21 protein-coding genes are annotated in these 22,209 nt (G+C 64.6%); 15 read left to right on the top strand and 6 right to left on the bottom strand.

Annotation, left to right across the window (positions count from 1 at the left end):
• Positions 1–46 precede the first annotated feature (46 nt).
• Together CE_RS08120 and CE_RS08115 are read right to left on the bottom strand one after the other, a co-directional pair.
• Positions 47–286: a HigA family addiction module antitoxin gene (locus tag CE_RS08120; RefSeq protein WP_006767630.1), complete on the bottom strand. Its 240-nt coding sequence runs from the start codon at positions 284–286 to the stop codon at positions 47–49.
• A 221-nt stretch (positions 287–507) separates the two neighbouring features.
• Positions 508–1,371 (bottom strand): RecB family exonuclease, encoded by an 864-nt coding sequence (locus CE_RS08115; protein WP_006767629.1) that lies wholly within the window; start codon positions 1,369–1,371, stop codon positions 508–510.
• 79 nt (positions 1,372–1,450) lie between these two features.
• On the opposite strand from CE_RS08115, the gene CE_RS08110 reads away from it, so the two are divergent.
• The 11 genes from CE_RS08110 to CE_RS08060 all read left to right on the top strand — a co-directional run bounded on the left by CE_RS08110 (position 1,451) and on the right by CE_RS08060 (position 15,241).
• Positions 1,451–2,713, top strand: a complete 1,263-nt coding sequence (locus CE_RS08110) for a M18 family aminopeptidase (protein WP_006767628.1) — start codon at positions 1,451–1,453, stop codon at positions 2,711–2,713.
• 54 nt (positions 2,714–2,767) lie between these two features.
• Entirely contained in the window at positions 2,768–3,604 is an 837-nt protein-coding gene (locus CE_RS08105) for a tRNA (adenine-N1)-methyltransferase (RefSeq protein ID WP_006767627.1), read from the top strand.
• A gap of 50 nt (positions 3,605–3,654) precedes the next feature.
• The gene (gene arc / locus CE_RS08100) at positions 3,655–5,226 is read left to right on the top strand and encodes a proteasome ATPase (protein WP_006767626.1); all 1,572 of its coding nucleotides are present in this window, start codon (positions 3,655–3,657) and stop codon (positions 5,224–5,226) included.
• 275 nt (positions 5,227–5,501) lie between these two features.
• On the top strand, positions 5,502–7,046 hold the full coding sequence (gene dop / locus CE_RS08095) for a depupylase/deamidase Dop (protein WP_006767625.1): 1,545 nt from the start codon (positions 5,502–5,504) through the stop codon (positions 7,044–7,046).
• A gap of 105 nt (positions 7,047–7,151) precedes the next feature.
• Positions 7,152–7,343: a ubiquitin-like protein Pup gene (locus CE_RS08090; RefSeq protein ID WP_006767624.1), complete on the top strand. Its 192-nt coding sequence runs from the start codon at positions 7,152–7,154 to the stop codon at positions 7,341–7,343.
• Positions 7,344–7,348: 5 nt separating this feature from the next.
• Positions 7,349–8,818, top strand: coding sequence for a Pup--protein ligase (pafA, locus tag CE_RS08085; protein ID WP_006767623.1), 1,470 nt, complete (start codon positions 7,349–7,351; stop codon positions 8,816–8,818).
• 19 nt (positions 8,819–8,837) lie between these two features.
• On the top strand, positions 8,838–9,818 hold the full coding sequence (locus CE_RS08080) for a helix-turn-helix transcriptional regulator (RefSeq protein WP_006767622.1): 981 nt from the start codon (positions 8,838–8,840) through the stop codon (positions 9,816–9,818).
• Between the two features lie 4 nt (positions 9,819–9,822).
• Entirely contained in the window at positions 9,823–10,815 is a 993-nt protein-coding gene (locus CE_RS08075; protein WP_006767621.1) for a WYL domain-containing protein, read from the top strand.
• Positions 10,816–10,934: 119 nt separating this feature from the next.
• Positions 10,935–11,246 carry a Sec-independent protein translocase subunit TatA gene (gene tatA / locus CE_RS08070; protein WP_006767620.1) on the top strand — a complete coding sequence of 104 codons (312 nt, stop codon included), beginning with the start codon at positions 10,935–10,937 and terminating at the stop codon, positions 11,244–11,246.
• Positions 11,247–11,452: 206 nt separating this feature from the next.
• Positions 11,453–12,394 carry a twin-arginine translocase subunit TatC gene (gene tatC / locus CE_RS08065; protein ID WP_006767619.1) on the top strand — a complete coding sequence of 314 codons (942 nt, stop codon included), beginning with the start codon at positions 11,453–11,455 and terminating at the stop codon, positions 12,392–12,394.
• A gap of 24 nt (positions 12,395–12,418) precedes the next feature.
• Positions 12,419–15,241, top strand: a complete 2,823-nt coding sequence (locus tag CE_RS08060; RefSeq protein ID WP_006767618.1) for a DEAD/DEAH box helicase — start codon at positions 12,419–12,421, stop codon at positions 15,239–15,241.
• Between the two features lie 60 nt (positions 15,242–15,301).
• Here CE_RS08060 and CE_RS08055 read toward each other — a convergent pair whose 3' ends face one another.
• The 3 genes from CE_RS08055 to CE_RS08050 form a co-directional block, all read right to left on the bottom strand.
• Complete coding sequence (locus CE_RS08055; RefSeq protein ID WP_006767617.1) at positions 15,302–15,508, bottom strand: hypothetical protein; 207 nt, start codon at positions 15,506–15,508, stop codon at positions 15,302–15,304.
• Between the two features lie 146 nt (positions 15,509–15,654).
• Positions 15,655–15,813 carry a hypothetical protein gene (locus CE_RS15465; protein ID WP_006767616.1) on the bottom strand — a complete coding sequence of 53 codons (159 nt, stop codon included), beginning with the start codon at positions 15,811–15,813 and terminating at the stop codon, positions 15,655–15,657.
• 10 nt (positions 15,814–15,823) lie between these two features.
• The gene (locus CE_RS08050) at positions 15,824–16,504 is read right to left on the bottom strand and encodes a trypsin-like peptidase domain-containing protein (RefSeq protein ID WP_006767615.1); all 681 of its coding nucleotides are present in this window, start codon (positions 16,502–16,504) and stop codon (positions 15,824–15,826) included.
• A gap of 29 nt (positions 16,505–16,533) precedes the next feature.
• On the opposite strand from CE_RS08050, the gene CE_RS08045 reads away from it, so the two are divergent.
• From CE_RS08045 to cbiE, 3 genes are read left to right on the top strand one after another with little or no spacing between them, the layout of a single operon-like run.
• Positions 16,534–17,679: a M24 family metallopeptidase gene (locus CE_RS08045; RefSeq protein ID WP_006767614.1), complete on the top strand. Its 1,146-nt coding sequence runs from the start codon at positions 16,534–16,536 to the stop codon at positions 17,677–17,679.
• Entirely contained in the window at positions 17,676–18,416 is a 741-nt protein-coding gene (locus tag CE_RS08040; protein ID WP_006767613.1) for an SDR family oxidoreductase, read from the top strand. The genes CE_RS08045 and CE_RS08040 overlap by 4 nt, the downstream gene beginning before the upstream one ends.
• Before the next feature lie 46 nt (positions 18,417–18,462).
• Entirely contained in the window at positions 18,463–19,842 is a 1,380-nt protein-coding gene (cbiE, locus tag CE_RS08035) for a precorrin-6y C5,15-methyltransferase (decarboxylating) subunit CbiE (RefSeq protein ID WP_006767612.1), read from the top strand.
• Between the two features lie 133 nt (positions 19,843–19,975).
• Here cbiE and CE_RS08030 read toward each other — a convergent pair whose 3' ends face one another.
• Positions 19,976–20,773 carry a hypothetical protein gene (locus tag CE_RS08030; RefSeq protein ID WP_231295004.1) on the bottom strand — a complete coding sequence of 266 codons (798 nt, stop codon included), beginning with the start codon at positions 20,771–20,773 and terminating at the stop codon, positions 19,976–19,978.
• 56 nt (positions 20,774–20,829) lie between these two features.
• On the opposite strand from CE_RS08030, the gene CE_RS08025 reads away from it, so the two are divergent.
• Complete coding sequence (locus tag CE_RS08025; protein ID WP_006767610.1) at positions 20,830–22,173, top strand: lipase family protein; 1,344 nt, start codon at positions 20,830–20,832, stop codon at positions 22,171–22,173.
• The last annotated feature ends 36 nt before the right edge of the window (positions 22,174–22,209 follow it).

Below are 22,209 nucleotides of genomic sequence, written 5' to 3'. Positions count from 1 at the left end.
AAAAAAACCGTGTCCCCAGCGGGGGACACGGTGACGGTGGGGAGCTCTAGGCCGGCTGGCGCTTGGCCTGATCGAAGGCGCGCTGGAGGGCGATCCACTCCTGGGCGCTGAGCGGGAAGGCCCGCGACAGGCGCATCGCCAGACCCATGGTGAGGGTGCTGCGACGGTTGACCAGGTTGGAGATCGTGGCCTCGGTGACGTGCAGACTCTTGGCCAGGTCATAATGGCTGATTCCACGGGGTGTGAGGAACCGTTCCTGGAGAACCTCACCAGGGTGTTGCGGCATCCGGGTTGGGTGTGAGATCGTCAACACTCCTTTCGGGACAAAATGGGCGGTGCCGGGAACACCGGGTAACTGATAGGACAAACTAAGTTAAACAGCTAACTATTATAATATTGTCTAAATAAAGCTGTGCAACCTGGACTGCCCGGCATCCGCCTGCATCGCCCCATGTCACCGCTGCCCGCGCCCGAAGATCATCCTTTGGAATGACCACCCGGCGCGGCCTAGGGCGTATCTGCCGTACTGCCCGGCCACCCCGGGTATTCCGGGGGTGTGCCACCGAATTCCGGGCACAGGGACTGGTGGGGGCACCAGCCACACAGCTTGGAGGTCTTGGTGCGGAACTTCCCCGCCCTGCCGTCCATCTCGATCCTCGCCCACAGATCGCCGAGATCACGTTCGAAATACTCGAGCTGCTCGCGTGAGGGGGTCAGAAACATCGAGTCATTGACCTTGAGGTACATCAGTCGCAGCTGCGCCGGGATCTGATCGAACAGACGCCAGTACACCAAGGCGTAGAACAGCATCTGGAACTGTGCCTGCTGGCTCCACTGCGGTTTGGGTTTCTTGCCGGTCTTGTAATCGACCACCCGGATCTCACCGGTGGGGGCGGTATCCACCCGGTCGATGAAACCACGTACGGGCACACCGTTGGGCAGCACGGTGTCCACATACATCTCCACATCGGAGGCATCGAAACCCTGTGGGTTCTCCATCTCGAAATAGCCACGCAGCAGGGTCCGGCACTCCACCAGGAAGTCATAGAGCTGATCCCCCGGGACCAGTTCATTCAGGTCCGGGTCCTCGGCACACATCTGTGCCCAGTGCGGCTTGAGGCGTTTGACCATCGCCGGGTAGTCGCGCTGGTCGCGGGGGAGTCTGTGCATCTCCTCCAGCACCGCGTGCACGAGGGTGCCCTTGACCTGGGCGACGGTCTTGGGTTCCGGCAGCCGGTCGATGGCCCGCAGGCGGTAGAGCAGCGGGCACTGCTGGTAGTCCCCGGCGCGCGAGGGGGACAGCGCCAGGGGGCGGGGCTTGCGGTCAGGAGCGGGTGCGGTGGTGTCTACAACGTTGTCAGTGCTGGTCATGATGACTGACACCTTAGTGGTTCATGTGGACACCAGCATCATCCTGCGGTGATGCGACCTGATTGGTTAGCCTGGATCCATGCATGTCACTGATGATTTTCTGAGTTTCCTGGCGCTGAGCCCCAGTTCCTACCACGCCGCCGAGACGGTGGCGCGCCGCCTGATCCATGAGGGGTTTGTCCCTCAGGACGAAACCGAGGCCTGGGATGCCACCCCGGGCGGGCATGTCCTGGTGCGCGGTGGTGCGGTGGTGGCCTGGTGGGTTCCGGAGAACGCCTCCCCGGACTCCGGTTTCCGCATCATCGGATCCCACACCGACTCACCCGGCTTCAAGCTCAAGCCGCGCGCTGATCTGCATTCCCACGGCTGGCAGCAGGCCGCGGTCGAGGTCTACGGCGGCCCCATCTACGCCTCCTGGCTCGACCGGGAGCTGTCCCTGGCCGGCCGGGTCGCGCTTTGCGACGGGTCCATCAAACTCCTCAACACCGGCCCCATCATGCGGATCCCGCATGTGGCCATCCACCTCGACCGCACCGTCAACTCCAATCTCACCCTCGACCCGCAGGAGCACCTCCAGCCGGTGCTCGCGGTGGGGGACCCGGAGCTGTCGGTGGCGGATGTGCTCGCCGAGTCCGCCGGGGTGGATCCGAAGGACATCATCGCCCATGATCTGATCACCGTGGACACGCAGGCCCCGGAGATCTTCGGGGCGCATGGGGACTTCATCGCCGCGGGCCGCCTGGACAATCTGTCCTCGGTGCAGCCGTCGATGACCGCACTCATCGCCGCGGCGCAGTCAGAGGACACCGGCGATGACATCCTCATCCTCGCTGCCTTCGACCATGAGGAGGTCGGTTCCAACTCCACCACCGGGGCGGGTGGTCCACTGCTGGAGGATGTCCTGCACCGCACCGCCCACGCCCTGGGCGCCGATGAGGATCAGCGTCGCCGCATGTTCACCCGGTCCACCATGGTGTCTGCGGATGCCGCGCATTCCATCCACCCGAACCACGCCGGCAAACACGACCCTGTCAACCACCCCGTCATCGGCGGCGGACCGGTGCTCAAGGTCAACGCCAACCAGCGCTACACCTCCGACGCCGTGACTTCGGGTATGTGGATACGAGCCTGCCAGGCCGCAGGGGTCCCACACCAGGTGTTCGCCAGCCGCAACAACGTGCCCTGTGGTTCCACCATCGGCCCCATCAGCGCCACCCGCCTGGGCATCCCATCGGTGGATGTCGGCATCCCTCTGCTGTCGATGCACTCGGCCCGGGAGATGGCCGGGGTGAAGGATCTGGGATGGTTTGAACAGGCACTGGAGGCCTATCTGGTACATTAACGCCGATTCACCCCTGTTGTTCCACGCACGTTTTTCAAGAAAGTGAGGGCCCGCATGCCCTACTCCGGTCCGTTCCAAGCAGGCGACCGTGTTCAGCTGACCGACGCCAAGCGTCGTCACTTCACCATCATCCTGGAACCGGGAAGCAGCTACCACACTCACCGCGGGCAGATCCCCCACGACGAGATCATCGGTGCTGACGAGGGCACCGTCGTCCAGTCCACCATGGGCTCGGACTTCCTGTGCTTCCGCCACCTCATGGTCGACCACGTGCTGTCCATGCCGCGCGGTGCCGCGGTGATCTACCCCAAGGACTCTGCCCAGATCCTGGTGGAGGGTGATATCTTCCCCGGCGCCCGCGTTCTGGAGGCCGGAGCAGGTTCCGGTGCTCTGTCCATGGCCCTGCTGCGCGCCATCGGGCATGAGGGCAAGTTGATCTCCTATGAGATCCGCGAGGATCACCTCGAATTCGCCGTCAACAACGTCGAGGAGTACTTCGGGCAGCGCCCCGCCACCTGGGACCCCCGACTGGGTGATCTCAAGGACGCCACCGTCGAGGACCTCGGCGGCCCCGTCGACCGCATCGTCCTGGACATGCTGGAGCCCTGGGAATGCCTCGAGGTGTCCAAGAACCTCCTCATCCCGGGTGGTGTGTTCATGACCTACGTGGCCACCGTGCCCCAGCTGATGAAGGTCATGGAGGGCCTGCGTGAACTGCAGTGCTTCACCGAACCCCGCGCCTGGGAATCCCTCATCCGCGACTGGAAGGTCGAGGGACTGGCCACCCGCCCGGAACACCGTATGAACGCCCACACCGCCTTCCTGGTCATGGCCCGACGCCTGGCCGACGGCGTCACCCCACCGCGCCCCCAGCGACGCGCGCGTCGATAAGCACCGGTAAACGCCGAAGTCCCCGAAACCCGGGGACTACAGTGGGGGACATGGCCTCATCGACAGACCCCGCTGCACACAACTCCTTCTCCGATTTCAACCGGGAGGAGATGACCAGACTCGCCGACAACGTGCGCTCCCTCCAGCGCACCAACCAGGATTTGAGCGCCCGCAACACCAAACTGGCGGAGATGCTCAAATCCTCCCGCGACAAGCTGTCCATGATGTACCAGCAGCTCGAGGACATGGCACAGCCACCCTCGCTGTACGGCACCTTCCTGGAGATGTCCAAGGACGGAACCAACGCCGAGATCTTCGCCGGTGGACGACGCATGCGGGTAGCCATGTCACCCATGCTGTGCGCCGGTGACCTCATGCCCGGGGTCCAGGTACGCCTCGGCGAGGGCAACCAGATCCTCGAGGCCTGCGACTTCGAGCAGACCGGTGATCTGGCCACCCTCATGGAGATGATCGGCCGCGACCGTGCCCTGATCTCGGACCGCTCCGGTGAGGAACGCGTGGTCAAACTCGCAGGCCCCCTGATGGACCGCACCCGCAAACTGCCCCGCCCCGGCGACACCCTCCTGGTGGACCGCCGCGCCGGGTACGCGTTCGAGAACATCCCCAAGACCGAGATCTCCAAACTCGCCCTGGAGGAGGCCCCCGATGTCTCCTACGTCGATATCGGTGGCCTGGACGATCAGATCGAGCTGATCCAGGACGCCGTCGAACTGCCCTTCCTGCACCCGGAGATGTACCGCTCCTATAAGCTGCACCCACCCAAGGGCGTGCTGCTGTACGGACCTCCCGGATGCGGCAAGACGCTCATCGCCAAAGCGGTGGCCAACTCCCTGTCCCAGCGCATCGGTGATGCCGGTACCTCCTACTTCATCAACGTCAAGGGCCCGGAGCTGCTCAACAAGTACGTCGGTGAGACCGAACGCCAGATCCGTGTCATCTTCGAACGCGCCCGCGAGCTCGCCGGTGACGGCCGCCCCGTGATCATCTTCTTCGACGAGATGGAATCCATCTTCCGCACCCGTGGCTCCGGCATCAGCTCGGATATGGAAACCACCGTGGTCCCGCAGCTGCTCGCTGAACTCGACGGCGTGGAGGACCTGTCCAATGTCATCGTCATCGGCGCGACCAACCGTGAGGAACTCATAGACCCGGCCATCCTGCGCCCGGGACGCCTCGACATCAAGATCCGTGTCCAGCGCCCCAACCGCAGTGGTGCCCGCGACATCTTCGCCCGCTACATCACCGACGCCATCCCGCTGGCCGCCCCCGTGGACGAGCTCATCGACACCGCCGTGGACCACCTGTTCACCCCACGGCCCTACGTGCGCCTCACGCTCATCGACGGCACCGTGGAAACCCTCAACTACCACGACTTCGTCTCCGGCGCGATGATCGCCAACATCGTCGACCGGGCCAAGAAGAGCGCCATCAAGGACCACATCGACGGCCGCACCACCGGCCTGAGCGCCGAGCACCTCATCCACGCCATCGACCAGGAGAACCAGCAGAGCGAGGACCTGCCCAACACCTCCAACCCCGATGAATGGACCCGGATCATCGGACGCCAGGGCAAGCGGGTCGCTGAGGTCGAGGTGGTCTAGGGGGCTGGGGCTGCCCCTGGGGCAGGATCCGCTCCCAGGACAACAGCTGTGGGGTTTTGGGGGGTGTTAACCCAGACATCGCTCTTAGTTGTTGGCCTGTACGCGCGGGGGCCTGCATGAGCCTGTGTGGGTGACCTGGTGTGGGCGGGATCTGCTCCCACCACAACAACTGCGCGGTTTTCAGCCCCGTTAACCCAGACATCACTCTCATCTGTTGGCCTGTGAGCGCCAAGCCCTGATCACACGCCCCCGCCCGCCCCGTTAAGCTGTCACCCATGGAACGGTTCATCGGTTCAGAGACCGAATACGGCATCGCAACCCCCGGGCATACCCATGTGAGCCCGATCGTCACCTCGACCCACGCGGTGGTGTCCTACGCCAGCGCGCGCGGATTCGGCGAGCACCGCGTGCGGTGGGACTTCTCGGAGGAATCCCCCCTGCGCGACAGTCGCGGGTTCGATCTGCGCCGCTACCACCAGGCACCCGTGGTGGATCCGCATGCCATCGGGGTGGCCAACGTGTTCATCACCAACGGTGCACGCTTCTATGTCGATCATGCCCACCCGGAGTACTCCTCACCTGAGGTCACCAATGCCTGGGATGCGATGGTCTATGACGCCGCCGGCGACCACATCCTCATGCAGGCCGTCGCGGACACCGCCGCATTTTCCAGCCAGGGTAAGTCGGTGCTCGATGGGCATGATCCCTGCCCGCCGTTGAAGATCTACAAGAACAACGTCGACGGCAAGGGGGCCAGCTACGGCGCACACGAGAACTACCGTTACCGCCGGGACATCGACTTCGATGTCATCGCCCAGGCGCTCATCCCGTTCTTCGTCACCCGCCAGGTCATCATCGGCGCAGGTCGCGTCGGGCTCGGCCAGCAGGGCGAGCGCGCCGGGTTCCAGATCAGCCAGCGCGCCGATTACATCGAGCAGGAGATCTCCCTGGAGACCACCCTCAACCGCGGCATCATCAACACCCGCGATGAGCCGCACACCAACGCCGAGGACTGGGGTCGCCTGCATGTCATCATCGGTGATGCCAACATGTCCCAGACCGCCAATCTGCTGAAATTCGGCATGACCTCCCTGGTGCTCGACGCCATCGAGGCCGGCTGCGACTTCACCGACCTGAAGCTGAAGCAACCCGTGCGCGAGGTCTCGGCGATCTCCCACGACCTCACCCTCACCCACCAACTCGAGCTTGTCGACGCCCGCCGCCTCACCGCCCTCGAGATCCTCGGGGCCTACCGCGACCGGGTGGTCACCGCCCTGGGTGATCGTCTCTCCGAGGTGGACACCCGGGTGTTGGCGCTGTGGGAGGAGGTCATGGACCTGCTCGCCGAGGATCCGCTCAAGACCTCCCACCTGTTGGACTGGACCGCCAAATGGGCACTGATTCAGTCCTTCCTAGGCCGGGGCCTGGCCATCGATGATGCCAAGATCAAGCTCGTGGACCTGCAGTATGCCGACATCGACCCGGCGCGCAGCCTCCACCACGCCCTGGTGCGCAAGGGCCGCATGCACCAGCTGGTCCCCGCCGAGGAGATCGCCCGGGCAGCGGCCACACCACCGGAGGATTCCCGTGCCTTCTTCCGGGGCCGGATGATCGAACGCTTCCCGGAGTCGATCACCGCGGCGAACTGGGAATCGCTGATCATCACCACCGCGGCAGGCAGCGAGGTCCGGGTCCTCACCACCGAGCTGGGTGGGCTCACCGGCGCGGAGGTGGGCACCATCCTCGACACCGCCACCAATGCGGATGAGGTGCTGGAGGCCCTCCGCTCCCGGAACCTGACCGAACTGCGGGAACTGTGACCCGCGAAGTGAGGTACCTAACGTCGCCTCCTCCAGCACAGCAACTAAAGTGAACCTAATAAGCATGTTCCAACCGGGAACAACCCAGATCAGGAGTGTGATTTTGTGAGTGACAGGCAGACGCAGATCCCCGCCGGTGGCGGACGTGAGGACGACCACGACGATCAGGTCCAGTCGGCCGGGCAGGTTCAGGTCAACACCGAGGGTGTGGATGATCTCCTCGATGAGATCGACGGCCTCCTGGAGAACAACGCCGAGGAGTTCGTGCGCTCCTATGTTCAAAAGGGCGGCGAGTAGTTCCCTTGAGCGCTGAGGTCACGCACACCGGTCAGCACCCCGAGACCGGCGCCTTGACGCGCCGGATCATGGGGGTGGAAACCGAATACGGCATCACCTGCATGGATGGGGAGGTGCGCAGGCTGCGCCCCGATGAGATCGCCAAGTATCTCTTCCGCCCCGTGGTGGACAAATACTCCAGCTCGAATATCTTCATCCCCAATGCCTCACGGCTGTATCTCGATGTCGGTTCCCACCCGGAGTACGCCACGGCTGAATGCGACAGCCTCACCCAGCTCATCAACGCCGAGAAGGCCGGGGATGTGATCGTCAACCGCATGGCCGTTGAGGCTGAGGCCGCCCTGGCCAGAGAGGGCATCGGGGGTCAGGTCTACCTGTTCAAGAATAATGTGGACTCCATCGGCAACTCCTACGGCTGCCACGAGAATTACCTGGTGCGCCGTGAGGTGTCCCTCAAGGCACTGGGGCGGCGTCTCATGCCGTTTCTCATCACCCGCCAGCTCATCAGCGGCGCCGGGATGATCCAGCACCCGAACCCGATGTCCAAGGGGGAGGGTTTTCCCCTGGGGTACTGCATCTCCCAGCGCGCGGATCACGTGTGGGAGGGTGTCTCCAGTGCCACCACCCGGTCGCGTCCCATCATCAACACCCGCGATGAACCCCATGCCGATTCCCACCGGTACCGCCGCCTGCATGTCATTGTCGGCGATGCCAATATGGCCGAGCCCACCATCGCCCTCAAGGTCGGTTCCACGCTGCTGGTCCTGGAGATGATCGAGGCCGATTTCGGCCTGCCGGACATGGAACTGTCCAATGACATCGAATCCATCCGGGAGATAGCCCGTGATCAGACCGGCCGGATCCCCCTGAAGCTCAAGGATGGAACCACCCGCTCCGCGCTGGAGATCCAGCAGGTCGTCTTTGACCACGCCCGACGCTGGCTGGATCACCGTGTGGAGTCCCGTGGCACCTCCAATGAGGAGATGGCACGGGTGCTTGACCTGTGGGGACGGATGCTTAGCGCCATTGAGACCCAGGATTTCTCCCAGGTGGATCAGGAGATCGACTGGGTGATCAAGAAGAAGCTGCTGGACCGCTACCAGACCCGCGGCAACCTCGGGCTCGATGATCCCCGCCTGGCCCAGATCGACCTGACCTACCATGACATCCGTCCCGGACGTGGCCTGTTCAGTGTCCTGCAGAACCGGGGGATGATCACCCGCTGGACCACTGATGAGGCCATCAACCACGCCGTGGACCATGCACCGGAGACGACACGCGCGCATCTCCGCGGGCGGATATTAAAAGCTGCCGATAAGCTGGGAGCACCCGTGACGGTCGACTGGATGCGTCACAAGGTCAACCGACCGGATCCGCAGCTGGTGGAGTTATCTGATCCCTTCTCCCCGGTGGATGCGGAGGTTGACGCCCTCATCGCCTATATGGAAGCCCACGCGGAGACCTACCGCACTTAAGATCAGCCCAGGAGGTTGAATGGCCAACAGGAGAGACGACCTTGAACGTCAGATCAACCTCACCTTCGCCTTCCTCAGTGCGGAGTCCTATGACCGGAAATATCTGACCCAGTCGTGGATCCACACCAACCTGGAGGGTTATCGGCACCTGTCCGGGGATGCGTTCCGGAAGGCTTTGCGACGGGACCTGGCAACCCTCCGCAAGATCGGGGTGCCCATCGACGACCACACAATCACCTCCGGGCCCGATGAGGGTAAACAGGCCTACAGCCTTGATCCTGACGGCTACGAACTGCAGGACATCGACTTCACCGCCGAGGAGGCCGCCGTCCTGGGCCTGGCCGGGGAGATGGGGCAGGAGCTCGAACTCGGTGCTTTCGCCCGCTCCGGGTGGACGAAGATCGCCGCCAGCGGCGCCAACCGGGATCTGGGGGCCGCCGGCATGGCAGTGTCCACCGCCGGTGATCTGCGGACATTGTCCGCCGTTGATTTCGATGCCATCCTGCACGCCCGCCGGCTTGGGCGCCGCATCAGTTTCGCCTACACCCGCAACCGCACCGAGGCCCCGGAACTCCGCACCATGGACCCCTGGGGCCTGGTGCCTGAACGCGACCGCATCTACCTGGTCGGCCACGACCTCGATCGCGACCAGGTCCGCTGTTTCCGTGTCACACGCACAAGTCAGGTCAGGGTGCTTGATGATCAGGTCGAGAACCCGGCGCCGCCTGCCGCCAACCTCCAGGAGGTGGTGCGCGCCCAGCTGCGTCGCGGCAGTGAGCTTGTCGACGCCCACCTCATCGTCGAGCAGGGTCGTGCGGTGGCCCTGACCTCGGAGGGCACCCCACTCGGTGACAACCGGTGGCTGCTCAAGGATGTCGACCGTACCTGGCTGGTGCGCACCGCCGCCGCCCACGCCCCGGAGGCCGTCGTCACGCAACCACAGGATGTCATCGACGAGGTCGTCGCCCTGCTGACCACCGCGCACGAGAGGAGCAGCTAGCACCATGGCGCGTCCCGCACGCAGAATCGATGAACTGACCCGGCAGCTGAACCTGCTGCCGTATTTCCAGCACCACCCTGAGCGCACCGTCATGGAGGCCGCCCGTGACCTCGGCCTGCAGCCCGCGGAGATCATGGAGGACCTCAACCGGCTGTGGATGTGTGGCCTGCCGGGTCTCCTGCCCGGTGACCTGGTGGAACTCGAACACAGCTACACCTCGGTGAAGATCCATAACGCCCAGGGGATGGACAAGCCCTTACGCTTGACACCCACGGAGGCCGGTGTCCTGCTGCTCACCCTGGAATCCCTGGAGAACCTCCCGGGGCTCACTGATCAGGCCGCGGTGGTCTCTGCTGCGGAGAAACTGCGTCGGATCATGGGGGACTACACCACCGCGGTCTACGATTCCGTCGCTGATGATGAGGATGGCGGGGACAATGCCACCCTGGCGGTCCTCCGTGATGCCATGCAGCAGAACAGGCAGGTGTGTTTCACCTACCACTCCCACAGCTCCGACACCACGAGGATCCGTCAGGTCAGCCCGGCGCGGATCTTCACCCATGAGGGCGAGGCGTATGTGCGTGCCTGGGAGGAGGACTCCGGGGAGCACCGGACCTTCCGTATCGACCGGATCCGGGACATCATCATCACCGCCGAGACTGCCCAGCCGCATCTGGCCCGCCTGCGTTTTTCCGCCGATGATCCTTTCGATGCCGGTGCGGACACCGACCGGGTCTTCTTCCTCCTGCGGGAGGATGCCACCTGGCTGGCCGACTACATGTCCATGGACTTATCCGATGAATCGGAGTACGTCACCGATGCGGACGGCATCACCTGGGTGCCGGCATCGCGACCGCTCTACTCGCGGGACTGGTTCATCAGGTTTAGTATCAGTCAGGCAGACCGGATGCAGGTAACCGGACCGACAACTCTGGTTGAATCCATCGAAGCGAAGATATCCGTAGGTTTGTCTGCATACGATCATCAACTAAAGTAAGAAACAGCTCGTCTACCTCCGGGTAGATCTATCCACAAGTGTCACCGGCGGCCTCTAGCTCTCACCGGCAATGTGGTGTCAGGATTGCTTGTACAACGTGAATTTGGAGTAACACACCAATGAGTCTCGGACCTTGGGAAATCGCCATCATCGTCCTGCTGATCATCGTTTTGTTCGGTGCGAAGAAGCTTCCGGATGCGGCCCGTTCCATCGGTCGCTCCATGCGCATCTTCAAATCCGAGGTCAAGGAGATGCAGAAGGATGATGAGACCCCGGCACAGCCGGAACAGCAGCCGCAGGGTTACCAGCACCCACAGCAGATCGAGGCTCCCCAGAACCTGCAGCAGCCCAACTTCCAGCAGCACTACCAGAACCAGCCGCAGCAGCCGGATTACCGCCAGAACTACGAGGATCCCAACCGCACCCCGTAACACCATGTTTGTCATGCGCACCGTAACGAACAGTCATACCAAGTTGCGGTGCGTTGTCGGTTGATCACACGGTCCACACCCACGCCGGTGTGGACCACCGTTTCGGATGAGGGTGGCAGAAAGTGTCTGATTCACAGAGGGCCGGGGTTGACAGGCCCCGGAAGAAGCTGCTGCGGCGTGGGAGGAAAACCTCCGCCACGGGAGACATGTCGGTGGTGGAGCACATCCAGGAGTTCCGTCGGCGTCTGCTGATCTCCCTGGCCGGCATTCTCGTCGGCACCATCCTCGCCTTCATCTGGTACCAGACCTCCCTCTGGGGAACCCCCAGCCTGGGTCAGATCCTGCGCGAGCCCTACTGTTCGCTGCCACCGGAGGCACGCGCATCCTTCTCCGCCTCCGAGACCGATGACTGCCGCCTGCTGGCCACCGGCCCCTTTGACCCCTTCATGCTGCGACTGAAGGTCTCCGGCCTGGTCGGTCTCGTACTGGCCTCCCCGGTGTGGCTGTCCCAGATCTGGGGTTTCATCACCCCGGGGCTGATGAAGAACGAGCGGCGGTGGACCTTCATCTTTGTCTCCATCGCGGTCCTGCTGTTCGTCGCGGGTGCGGTCCTGGCCTACTTCGTCGTCGCCTTCGGCCTGGATTTCCTGCTCACCATCGGTGATGAGGCCAGCATGGCGGCCCTGACCGGTGAACGCTACTTCAACTTCCTGCTCTCCCTGCTGCTGATCTTCGGTGTCAGCTTCGAGGTGCCCCTGATCATCATCATGCTCAATGTGGTCGGCATCCTGCAGTATGAGGCCATCAAGGACAAGCGTCGCATGATCATCATGATCCTGTTCGTATTCGCGGCCTTCATGACACCCGGCCAGGACCCCTTCTCCATGCTGGTGCTCGCCCTGTCCCTGACATTGCTGGTGGAGATCGCCATCCAGTTCTGCCGAATCAACGACAAGCGTCGTGACCGGCAGCGCCCCGAATGGCTGGACGCCGATGATCTCTCGGCCTCCCCACTAGATGACGCACCCGGCGGCACGGGGGCACCCCAGCCGGTGGAACCACCGGCCCCGGTTGATGTCGACCGGGGTGACAACCGGACGTCGACACGCTTCACCCACGGCGGATCAGCCTTCGACGACGTGCTCTGAGAGGCGGTTAGGTAGCCTGGGGGCATGAGTTTTACTCCCGAACCGGGTACCCACCTGTCAGAATTCGTCGCCGACCTCGGCTTTGATCTGGATGATTTCCAGATCCAGGGCTGTAGGGCAGTGGAAGGTGACCACGGCGTGCTGGTGTGTGCACCCACCGGTGCCGGCAAGACCATCGTCGGTGAATTCGCCGTCTCCCTCGCCCTGTCGCGGGGGACCAAGTGTTTCTACACCACCCCCATCAAGGCGCTGAGCAACCAGAAATACCACGACCTGGTGGCCAAGCACGGCGCCGATGCCGTGGGACTGCTCACCGGTGATGTCTCCATCAACCATGATGCCGAGATCGTGGTGATGACCACCGAGGTGCTGCGCAACATGATCTACGGGCAGTCCTTCGCCCTGGAGCGACTCAGCCACGTGGTCATGGATGAGATCCACTTCCTGGCTGACGCCTCCCGTGGTGCGGTGTGGGAGGAGGTCATCCTCAACCTCGACGAGTCGGTCAAGATCATCGGCCTGTCCGCCACCGTGTCCAACTCCGAGGAATTCGGCGAGTGGCTGACCACGGTGCGCGGTGACACCCAGGTGATCGTCACCGATCACCGCCCCGTACCCCTGGACCAGTACATGATGGTCCAGCGCAAGGTGCTGCCCCTGTTCGAACCCGGTACCGACGGCCGCCTGAACAAGCAGCTGGAGGCCACCATCGACCGCCTCAACTCACAGGCCAGCGAACCGGGGCGCTCTGAGTACCGCTCCGGCGAGGGCTTCCGCACCCGCGCCAAGGGGGGACGCGATCGCGGTCGTGATGATGGCAGGCAGAACCGGGATACCCGCCGTTCCGGCCAGGTGCGCGAACAGGACCGCCACCGCCCCCTCGGCCGACCCGAGGTGCTGCGGATCCTGCAGGGGATGAACATGCTGCCCGCCATCACCTTCATCTTCTCCCGCGCCGGGTGTGATGGGGCGCTGTATCAGTGTCTACGCTCCAAGCTCATCCTCACCGATCAGGACGAGGCCCAGGAGATCGCCCGCATCATCGACGCCGGTGTGGTGGGCATCCCAGAGGAGGATCTGCAGGTCCTCAACTTCAAACAGTGGCGTTCGGCGCTGATGCGGGGGTTCGCCGCCCACCATGCGGGCATGCTGCCGGCGTTCCGCCACATCGTGGAGGAGTTGTTCGTCAAGGGGCTGGTGCGGGCGGTGTTCGCCACCGAGACCCTGGCCCTGGGCATCAACATGCCGGCGCGCACCGTGGTGCTGGAAAAACTGGTCAAGTTCGACGGGGAGGGCCATGTGGACCTCACCCCGGGCCAGTACACCCAGCTGACGGGACGTGCAGGACGACGGGGTATCGACACCCTCGGTAACGCTGTGGTGCAGTGGTCACCGGCGATGGATCCCCGTTTCGTGGCGGGGCTGGCCTCCACGCGCACCTACCCGCTGATCTCCACCTTCCAGCCCGGGTACAACATGTCGGTGAACCTGTTGAAAACCATCGGGTATGAGCAGTCGCTGCGTCTGCTGGAGAAGTCCTTCGCCCAGTTCCAGGCCGACGGCTCGGTGGTCGGTGATGTCCGGGAGATCGAACGCGCGGAACGCAAGGTCGAGGAGCTGCGTGCTCAGCTTGACCGGGAGATCACCGCCACCAACCCGGCGGTGTCGCCGGATAAGACCGCGGTAGAGTCCTTCCTGGAGTACATGGAGTTACGCCGTGAACTCAATGAGGAGGAGAAGACCCACCGCCGTGACAGTATGGAGCAGCGCCACGCGGAGGTGACCACCGTGTTGTCCAAGCTGCAGGTCGGTGAGGTCATCGCCATGCCGGGCCGTAAACGCCCGGTGCTCGCGGTGGTGATGACCCCGGCCAACCAGGCCCGTGATCCCCGCCCATGGGTGACCACCGAGTCCGGGTGGTCCGGGCGTATCGACGCAGAGTCCTTCAACAACGCCCCCATTGTGGTCGGACACATGCGCCTGCCCCGCGGTGCCGCCCAGTCACCACGCCGGTTCGCCCGCCAGGTGGCTGAGCTGTTCCGGCGCGGCAACTTCAAACGACCCAACAAGATGCGCGATACCGCCCGGGTGCGCCCCAACGCCCGGATCAATGAACTGCGCACCCTCATCCGTGATCATGAGGCCCACCACTGGCCGGATCGTGAACAGCTGGCGCGCACCGCCGAGCGCATGCTGCGCAAACAGCGGGACCTGAACAAACTGACCGGAACGGTGGACCGGGCACGGGAGACCCTGGGCCGTACCTTCGAACGCATCCTCTCCCTGCTCAGTGAGATGGACTATGTCGACTACGCCGATCCGGACAACCCGGTGATCACCGAGGAGGGCGAGCGTCTGGCCAAGATCCACAACGAATCGGATCTACTCGTTGCCCAGTGTCTCAAGCGGGGCATCTGGGAGGGGCTGGACCCGGCGGAGCTGGCCGGTGTGGTGAGCATGTGCACCTTTGAGAACCGCCGCGAGACCGGCGGCTCCCCGGAGGCGGTCACTGAGGCGATGGCCGAGGCCATGAACCACACCGAACGCATCTGGTCCGAGCTTGTCGACGACGAGCGCCGCCACCGCCTGCCCCTCACCCGCCAGCCGGAAGCCGGGTTCGCCATGGCCATCCACCAGTGGGCCGCCGGCGCACCCCTCGGGTACTGCATGGCTGCGGCTGCGGAAAACGGTGCGGAACTCACCCCGGGTGACTTTGTGCGCTGGTGCCGCCAGGTCATTGATCTGCTGGAGCAGGTGGCCAAGACCTCCTACAGTGATGAGATGGCACGCACCGCCCGACAGGGTATTGACGCCATCCGCCGTGGTGTGGTGGCAATTGGTAGCTAGCGCACCATCATGACTGATGAAACCCCTGGTCCGGCATGTTTGCCCTGCTGGGCCAGGGGTTTAAAGACACTTTCTGGGGGTGGGTATCCTCTCTCCGGACTCAGTCATGTCCTCCAGAGCCTCGGCCACCAGGTTCAGCAGTCCCTGTTCTGCCTGTGCACGGTCGGGGTCCAGCCAGGATAGGGAGGGAAACTCAAGCACGGTGGCGATGTATTCGCCGTCGTCCTCTGACCATGAGATTTGATAGGTGTATTTTTCGGGGTTCATGGTGTTCTCCCTTCATGCTTGTTGGTGATTTTCTCGACCCGCCTCGGTCGTTATGAATATCGACACGGGGGCCACCTAGCCAGGGCATTTTATAGGTTGGATGAGATGATCCTGATGATCGTCGCCTGTCGAAAAAGTGGCGATATCTAGTTACCGGTCTTCAGGTCGGGGAATTTCTGTTCGATGACCTCCAGGGTCCGCCTGGCACTGTCCTGACGCAGTTTGGCCATTCGTCGCCGACGTTCGGCCTCCCGGGCCCGGTCAGGCTCGGGGATGGGTTGTCTGTCTTTATCGTGGGTGGTCATTGCTGCCTCCTCATTCCTGCTTGGTATCCCCGAGCTGCTCCATGGCACGCCGGATGGCGGGAAGATGGGGAGCCAGGGCCGCCACGGTGGCCACCCGGGTATTGAAGCCCAGGGGATCGGTGATCATTGACTGCAGCCCGTAGACCAGGCCATCTGAGAGAACGGGCCCGCCGGAATCACCACGGATCGCAGGCTCAGGATGGTTGAACACCATCACGCCATGACGCACCCGGGTGAACGGGTTGCGGGAGAGCGCGAAGGGAACCCTCGCCAGCACCCTGCCGGGGAGCTCCTTCGGTACCAACGCCGTCGAACGCCCACCGAAACCGTAGGTCACCGTGCGCTGACCGAATCCGATCGGTGTGGGTGAGAGCATCGGCAGTTGACGGGTTGGCGCCGGAGCAGCCAGACGCGCCACACCGATGTCGGTGCCGAAAATGGACACATGCTCCCGCGCCGTGCCGGACAGGCGCACCCCACGCACCCGGATCGGGGAAGAACCACCTGACCCCCGCAGGAAATGCGCCGCGGTGAGCACGAACTCCGCACGGTCGGAGACGTGGGACGGCAAGTCGCGCGCGCCGGGGTCGAGGTGGGCGGAGAGGGAGGCGTCGACAAGCGCTTTCGAGACCAGAAACCCGGACGCATAACGTCCCGGCGCACTCAGGCGGACAGTGTGGTTGGATCGCACACCTGCCCAGGCTACTAGGCTTGGATGCCATGAGTGATCCCTCCAGCAATATCTTCCCCACCGAGGTCTACGCCGAACGCCTCGAACGCGCGCAGGCCGGTGCCGCCAGCGCAGGTCTCAACGGCCTGATCATCGGCACCGGCGCCGAACTGGCATATCTGACCGGTTCGTGGCTTACCACCCATGAGCGCCTCACCGCACTGGTGATCCCGGTGCTGGGAACCCCGACCATCATCCTGCCCGCCGTGGACCGCGGCGATCTCGCCCTGTCCGCCATCCCGGACCTCGACATCACGGTCCGCGGTTGGGTGGACGGGGAGAATGCCCATCAGCTCGCCGTGGACGCCCTGGATCCGCTCGGCATGGAGATGATGGGGGTGGGGATCGGTTCCTCGATCACCGCCGATCACCTCCTGCCGTTCCAGGAGCTGCTGCCGGTGGGGATCCGCTATGAACTGGCCGTGCAGGTGCTCAAGGAACTGTTCGTGTCCAAGGATGACGCCGAGATCACCCAGCTGCGTGACGCCGGTGCCGCCATCGACCGGGTGCACGCGAAGGTGCCGTCCCTGCTTGTCGACGGGCGCACCGAACGCGACGTGGCCACCGACCTGGAGGAACTCATCCTCGCCGAACACACCGCCGTGGATTTCATCATCGTCGGCTCCGGGCCCAACGGCGCGAACCCCCACCACAGCTTCTCCGACCGCGTGCTGGCCACCGGCGACGTCGTGGTCGTCGATATCGGCGGCACCTTCGGCGTCGGCTACCACTCCGACTGCACCCGCACCTACGTGGTCGGCGGGCCGGACGCCCAGCGTGACCCCGAGTTCACGAAGCTTTACGACGCCCTCCACGCCGCACAACTCGCCGCCGTCGCCCAGGCACGCCCCGGCGTGACCGCAGCCTCGGTCGACCAGGCCGCCCGCATGGCGATTGAGGCCGTCGGCTACGGGGAGCACTTCATCCACCGCACCGGCCACGGCATCGGCCTGTCCACCCACGAGGAACCCTTCATCATGGCCGGCAATGACCTCATCCTGGAACCCGGCATGGCCTTTTCCATCGAACCGGGCATCTACATCGAGGGTGTGCACGGCGCACGCATCGAGGACATTGTGGTCATCACCGACGATGGCTGTGAGACCCTCAACAACCAGCCGAAGGACCTGCAGTGAGCATCCTCATCCTCGGGGGCACCAGTGACATCGGCGGGGAGATCGCCCGCCGCCTGGCCCCCGGTGAGCAGGTGGTGCTGGCGGCGCGCCGGGTCGAGGCACTGGGGGAGCTCACCGCGGAGCTTGAGACACTGGGCGCTGCCGCTGTGCACCCGGTGCAGTTCGAGGCCACCGATCTGGGCTCCCACCGCGCGGTGGTGCGTCAGGCATGCGACCTGGCCGGCCCGATCACATGCGCGGTGGTGGCTTTCGGGATCCTGGGTGATCAGGCCCGGGCGGAAACCGATGAGGCCCACGCCGTGGAGATCGCCACCCTCGACTACACCGCGCAGGTGTCCATGTTGACGGTGCTTGCCGACGAGCTCCGCACCCAGGATCTCAGGTCGACGATCGTGGCGTTCTCCTCCATCGCCGGGTGGCGTGCGAGGCGGGCCAACTATGTCTACGGCTCCACGAAGGCCGGCCTGGATGCCTTCTGTCAGGGGCTCAGCGATGCACTGCACGGTTCAGCGGTGTCCTTGATCACCGCCCGGCCAGGTTTTGTCATCGGTTCCATGACCACCGGCATGTCACCGGCACCGATGTCGGTGTACCCGGGGGATGTCGCCGATGCGGTGGTGGACCGGATCACTACCGGCCGGGGTAGTGCCACACTGTGGATCCCGGGTCGTCTGCGACTGCTGGCCTGGATCATGCGCACGGTGCCACGCCCCCTCTGGCGCCGGATGCCACGCTAACCCCACCGGCACCAGCAGTAACCAGCTCTCGCTAGAATCAGATGTCATGAGCGAACCGATCACCGTCCACACCTCCGGCGCAGCGGCACGGAAGGAATCCGTGACACCCCACCGGTTCGCCGTGGTCGATGGTGATCCCCAGACGGACGTGGCCACCAGCACCAGCCCGCGGGGCCCCCGGGAGTCCATCACCGTGGTCGGTATCGGTGAGGATGGCTTCGACGAACTGGGGCACAAGGCACAGACCGCCCTGCTGCGCGCCGATGTGGTCATCGGTTCCTGGCGCCAGCTCAACCACCTTCCCGACACCGTCCGGGGGGAGCGCCGCCCCTGGCCGGAACCACGCATTCCTGCGTTGGAGGGATTGTTCAAGAGCCTCGCCGGTCTGCATGTGGTGGTCCTATCCGCCGGTGACCCCATGTTCCACGGCATCGGCTCCACCCTCACCGAGGTACTGGGACCCGACCGCATCACCGTCATCCCGGCACCATCGTCGGTCTCCCTGGCGTGTGCCCGCCTGGGCTGGCCCCTGGAACGCACCCCGGTTGCCTCCCTGACCAACCGGTCCCTGGAAACCCTCATCCCGCTCATTGACTCCGGGGGGAAATTCCTGGTCATGGGCCGCGATGAGTTCAGCGCCACCGACATCGCCGGGCTGCTGTGCGAGATGGGGTATGACCACCATGACCTCACCGTGCTCAGCGACCTCGGCAGCCCGGATGAGGAGATCACCGCCGGCACCGCCGCGCAACCCCCACGGCCGGTCTCCACCCTCAATGTGATCGCGGTATCTCCACCCCTCGGGGGACAGACACACCGCCGTTCCCTGCTCCCGGGCCTGGGGGAGGAGTCCTATGAACACGAGGGACAGCTGCTCGATGCCGATATCAGGGCACTGACGGTCTCCGCCCTGCGCCCGGTTCCGGGTCAGCTGCTGTGGGATATCAGCGGCGGCACGGGTTCCGTGGCCATCGAATGGCTGCGCGCCGTCGGCCTGGCCAGCGGCGGATTCACCCGCACCCGCGCCCACGCCATCTGTTTCTGCCCCGACCCGGACAGCTCCGCGCGCATCAAACGCAACGCCACCCGCCTGGGTGTGCCCTGGCTCGAGGTCATGGGGGCAGCCCCCAGGGCACTCAAGGACGCCCGGTACGCCAGTGGCCCGAACGCCGTGGCACCGGATGCCATCTATGTCGGCGGCGGACTGGGTGATGAGCTGGTGGTCATCACCGCCTGGTCCATGCTGCGCCCCGGGGGACACATGGTGATCAACGCCCCCACCGAGGAGGAGGCCGCAGAGTTGAGCACCTACCAGCAGCGCTACGGTGGCACCCTGCGCCGGGTGGGGATCTCCATCGACGACACCGACACCGAGGCCATCACCCAGTGGCGCGCCACCAAACCCCTGGTGCCCACCGGCGTCTAAACCGACACACCTGCCCTCCGATGGGGAAGATGTGTCGAAAAATTCACACTATCCCGCGCGGATACCTCGATTTTTTCGACACACACCCCGGTATCCGCCGGCCCTGTGTCGAAATAGTCCCAGCCGGATAGTCCTAGTCGGCCAACCAGGGGGAGTTGGCATCGAAGATCAACCCCATGGGGGCCAGGACCTTCACCACCTGATCCGCCACCGCATCCGAGAGCCCATGGATCACCACGGACCGCCACGGGGTGATGCGGATATCAGTCTCAATCGCGGCGAGGAACCGCGCCAGCTGCGCCTCCATCCGCCCCTCCCACAGACCGGCCCCGAGTGTCACCACCTCACCGTCCTGCATCCACCCGATCGGGGCCTGCCGACCATCCACCGTCGGAAGCACCATCTCAGACCTGTCCACACTCAGATCCGCCACCTCCTGACCCGCAACAGCGGCAGTCACCACCTCCACCACGGAATCCGCAGAGACAACCACACCGGTGGGATCCCCACCGACCACCAGATGGAACCGCCCACCATCACCCTGGGCCACCAGACCCACATCCGGGCCCTTGGCCAGGATCGCACCGTCACCGGCATCAATCCCCACCACCGGGCCGCTGACGGGAAGGTGGGGGACGAGGGCGTCGACAAGCGCCATCAGAGAGGGAGACAGGGGAGCACACATGATCGACGGCGCCACCCCCAGGCCCAGCCCGGCAAGCGTTGATGCGACCGCCTCCTCATCCCGCACCCCACGGATCTGCAGGTTACCCCGCGAGGTCAGATGCAACTGCCCATCCCCGAACCGCTCACTCACATCAGCCAACCCCTCCCACTGCTCGGCACGCACCCGCCCACCGGGCACCCGGATACGAGCGGTCAGGCCATCAACGGTCTGGACAAAGGAGGAGAACTCATCATGGGAATGCATGCGCAACATGATAACCGCCTGTGCACCACAACCGGGAAAACAATAGTGTGGGCCCCATGGCAGCACCGGCAGCATACAAGGACCTCACCGCCACACGGGTCATCCGTGCCGGCAACCACGCCGCCACCCGCCGCGTCCTGCTGCCCCTGATCGACGAAAGCGCACGCTCCCTCACCCGCCTGCTCACCGGACGCCAACGCCGCCCCGATCGCGCCGGGTCGCAGATCATCCCCGACCCCACGGCCGTCCCGGACTTCGGTACCGCCACCAGCGCACCCGGCATGGAACCCGGCACGCTGGTCAACGTCGCACCCCTTCGCGTTCTGGGTACCCGCGGCGAACTCAACCCCGCCAGCTCCTACCGCTTCGAATACATCACCGAGGACCCCACCGGCAGGGCGATCACCGCCACCGGGGGAGTGTGCCTCTCCAAAACACCCCATCTGCGTGACACCCCACGGCCCGTCGTCGCCTTCGCCCCCTCCACCCAGGGTGTGGCCGCGCACTGCGACCCCTCCCACACCTGCGCCATCGGCCTGAGCGTCTTCCCCGACCGCCCCGTCGACGCGATCGCCGCCTACGAACTGCCCGTGCTCACCTGGTTCCTCGCCCAGGGCGTCGATGTCATCTTCATCGACTATCCACGCGACCCGGTTGCCGGCATCCAGTACTACTGCGACTCCATCACCGCAGCAGGGGCGCTTGTCGACGCCATCCGCGCCGCCCGCCACCTCGGCATCACACCCGACCAACCCCTCGGCCTCTGGGGTTTCTCCCAGGGTGGAGGCGCGGTGGGCTGGGCCGCCCAACTCAGTCGCACCACCCCGGACATCAACCCCATCGCCGCCGTGGTCGGGGCCCCACCCTCCGACCTGCCGGGTGTCCTGCGCGCCGTCGACGGCGGCATGCTCACCGGGGTCATCGCCTACGCCGTCGCCGGGCTCGCCGCCACCCGGCCTGAGCTTCACGACGAGATCCTCCCCGTCCTCACCTCGCACGGCCTCACGGAGATACTCCGCAACATCGCCACCTGCGCCGGCGGCACCGTCATCACCAGCGCGTATGAGAACACGACCTCCTGGACCACCACGGGACAATCCCTCGGTGACATCCTCGACGACCTCCCCGGTGTCCTCAGGGAATTCGAACGCCAGCAACTCGGACGCATCACCCCGGGCATCCCCGTCCTGCTGTGGGGCTCCACCCACGACGATGTCATCCCCGTCCATCAGGTCCGCGACGTCCGCGACCGGTGGGTGGCACGCGGTGCCGATGTCACCTGGCATGAGTCCGGTCTGCCCCGTGTGCCCGGCCGCACCGGCCTCAACCACTTCGGTCCCTACTTCCGGCACCTCACCGACCACTCCGGATGGCTCCTCGACCGGCTCCACGGGGCATGAGCTCCGCGGTAGGTCGCGTCGGCCTGTGCAGGTAGG

The organism is Corynebacterium efficiens YS-314, assembly GCF_000011305.1.
GTDB lineage: Bacteria > Actinomycetota > Actinomycetes > Mycobacteriales > Mycobacteriaceae > Corynebacterium > Corynebacterium efficiens.
The sequence above is the reverse complement of the archived record's forward strand: the minus strand, read 5'-3'. Positions and strand labels throughout refer to the sequence as shown.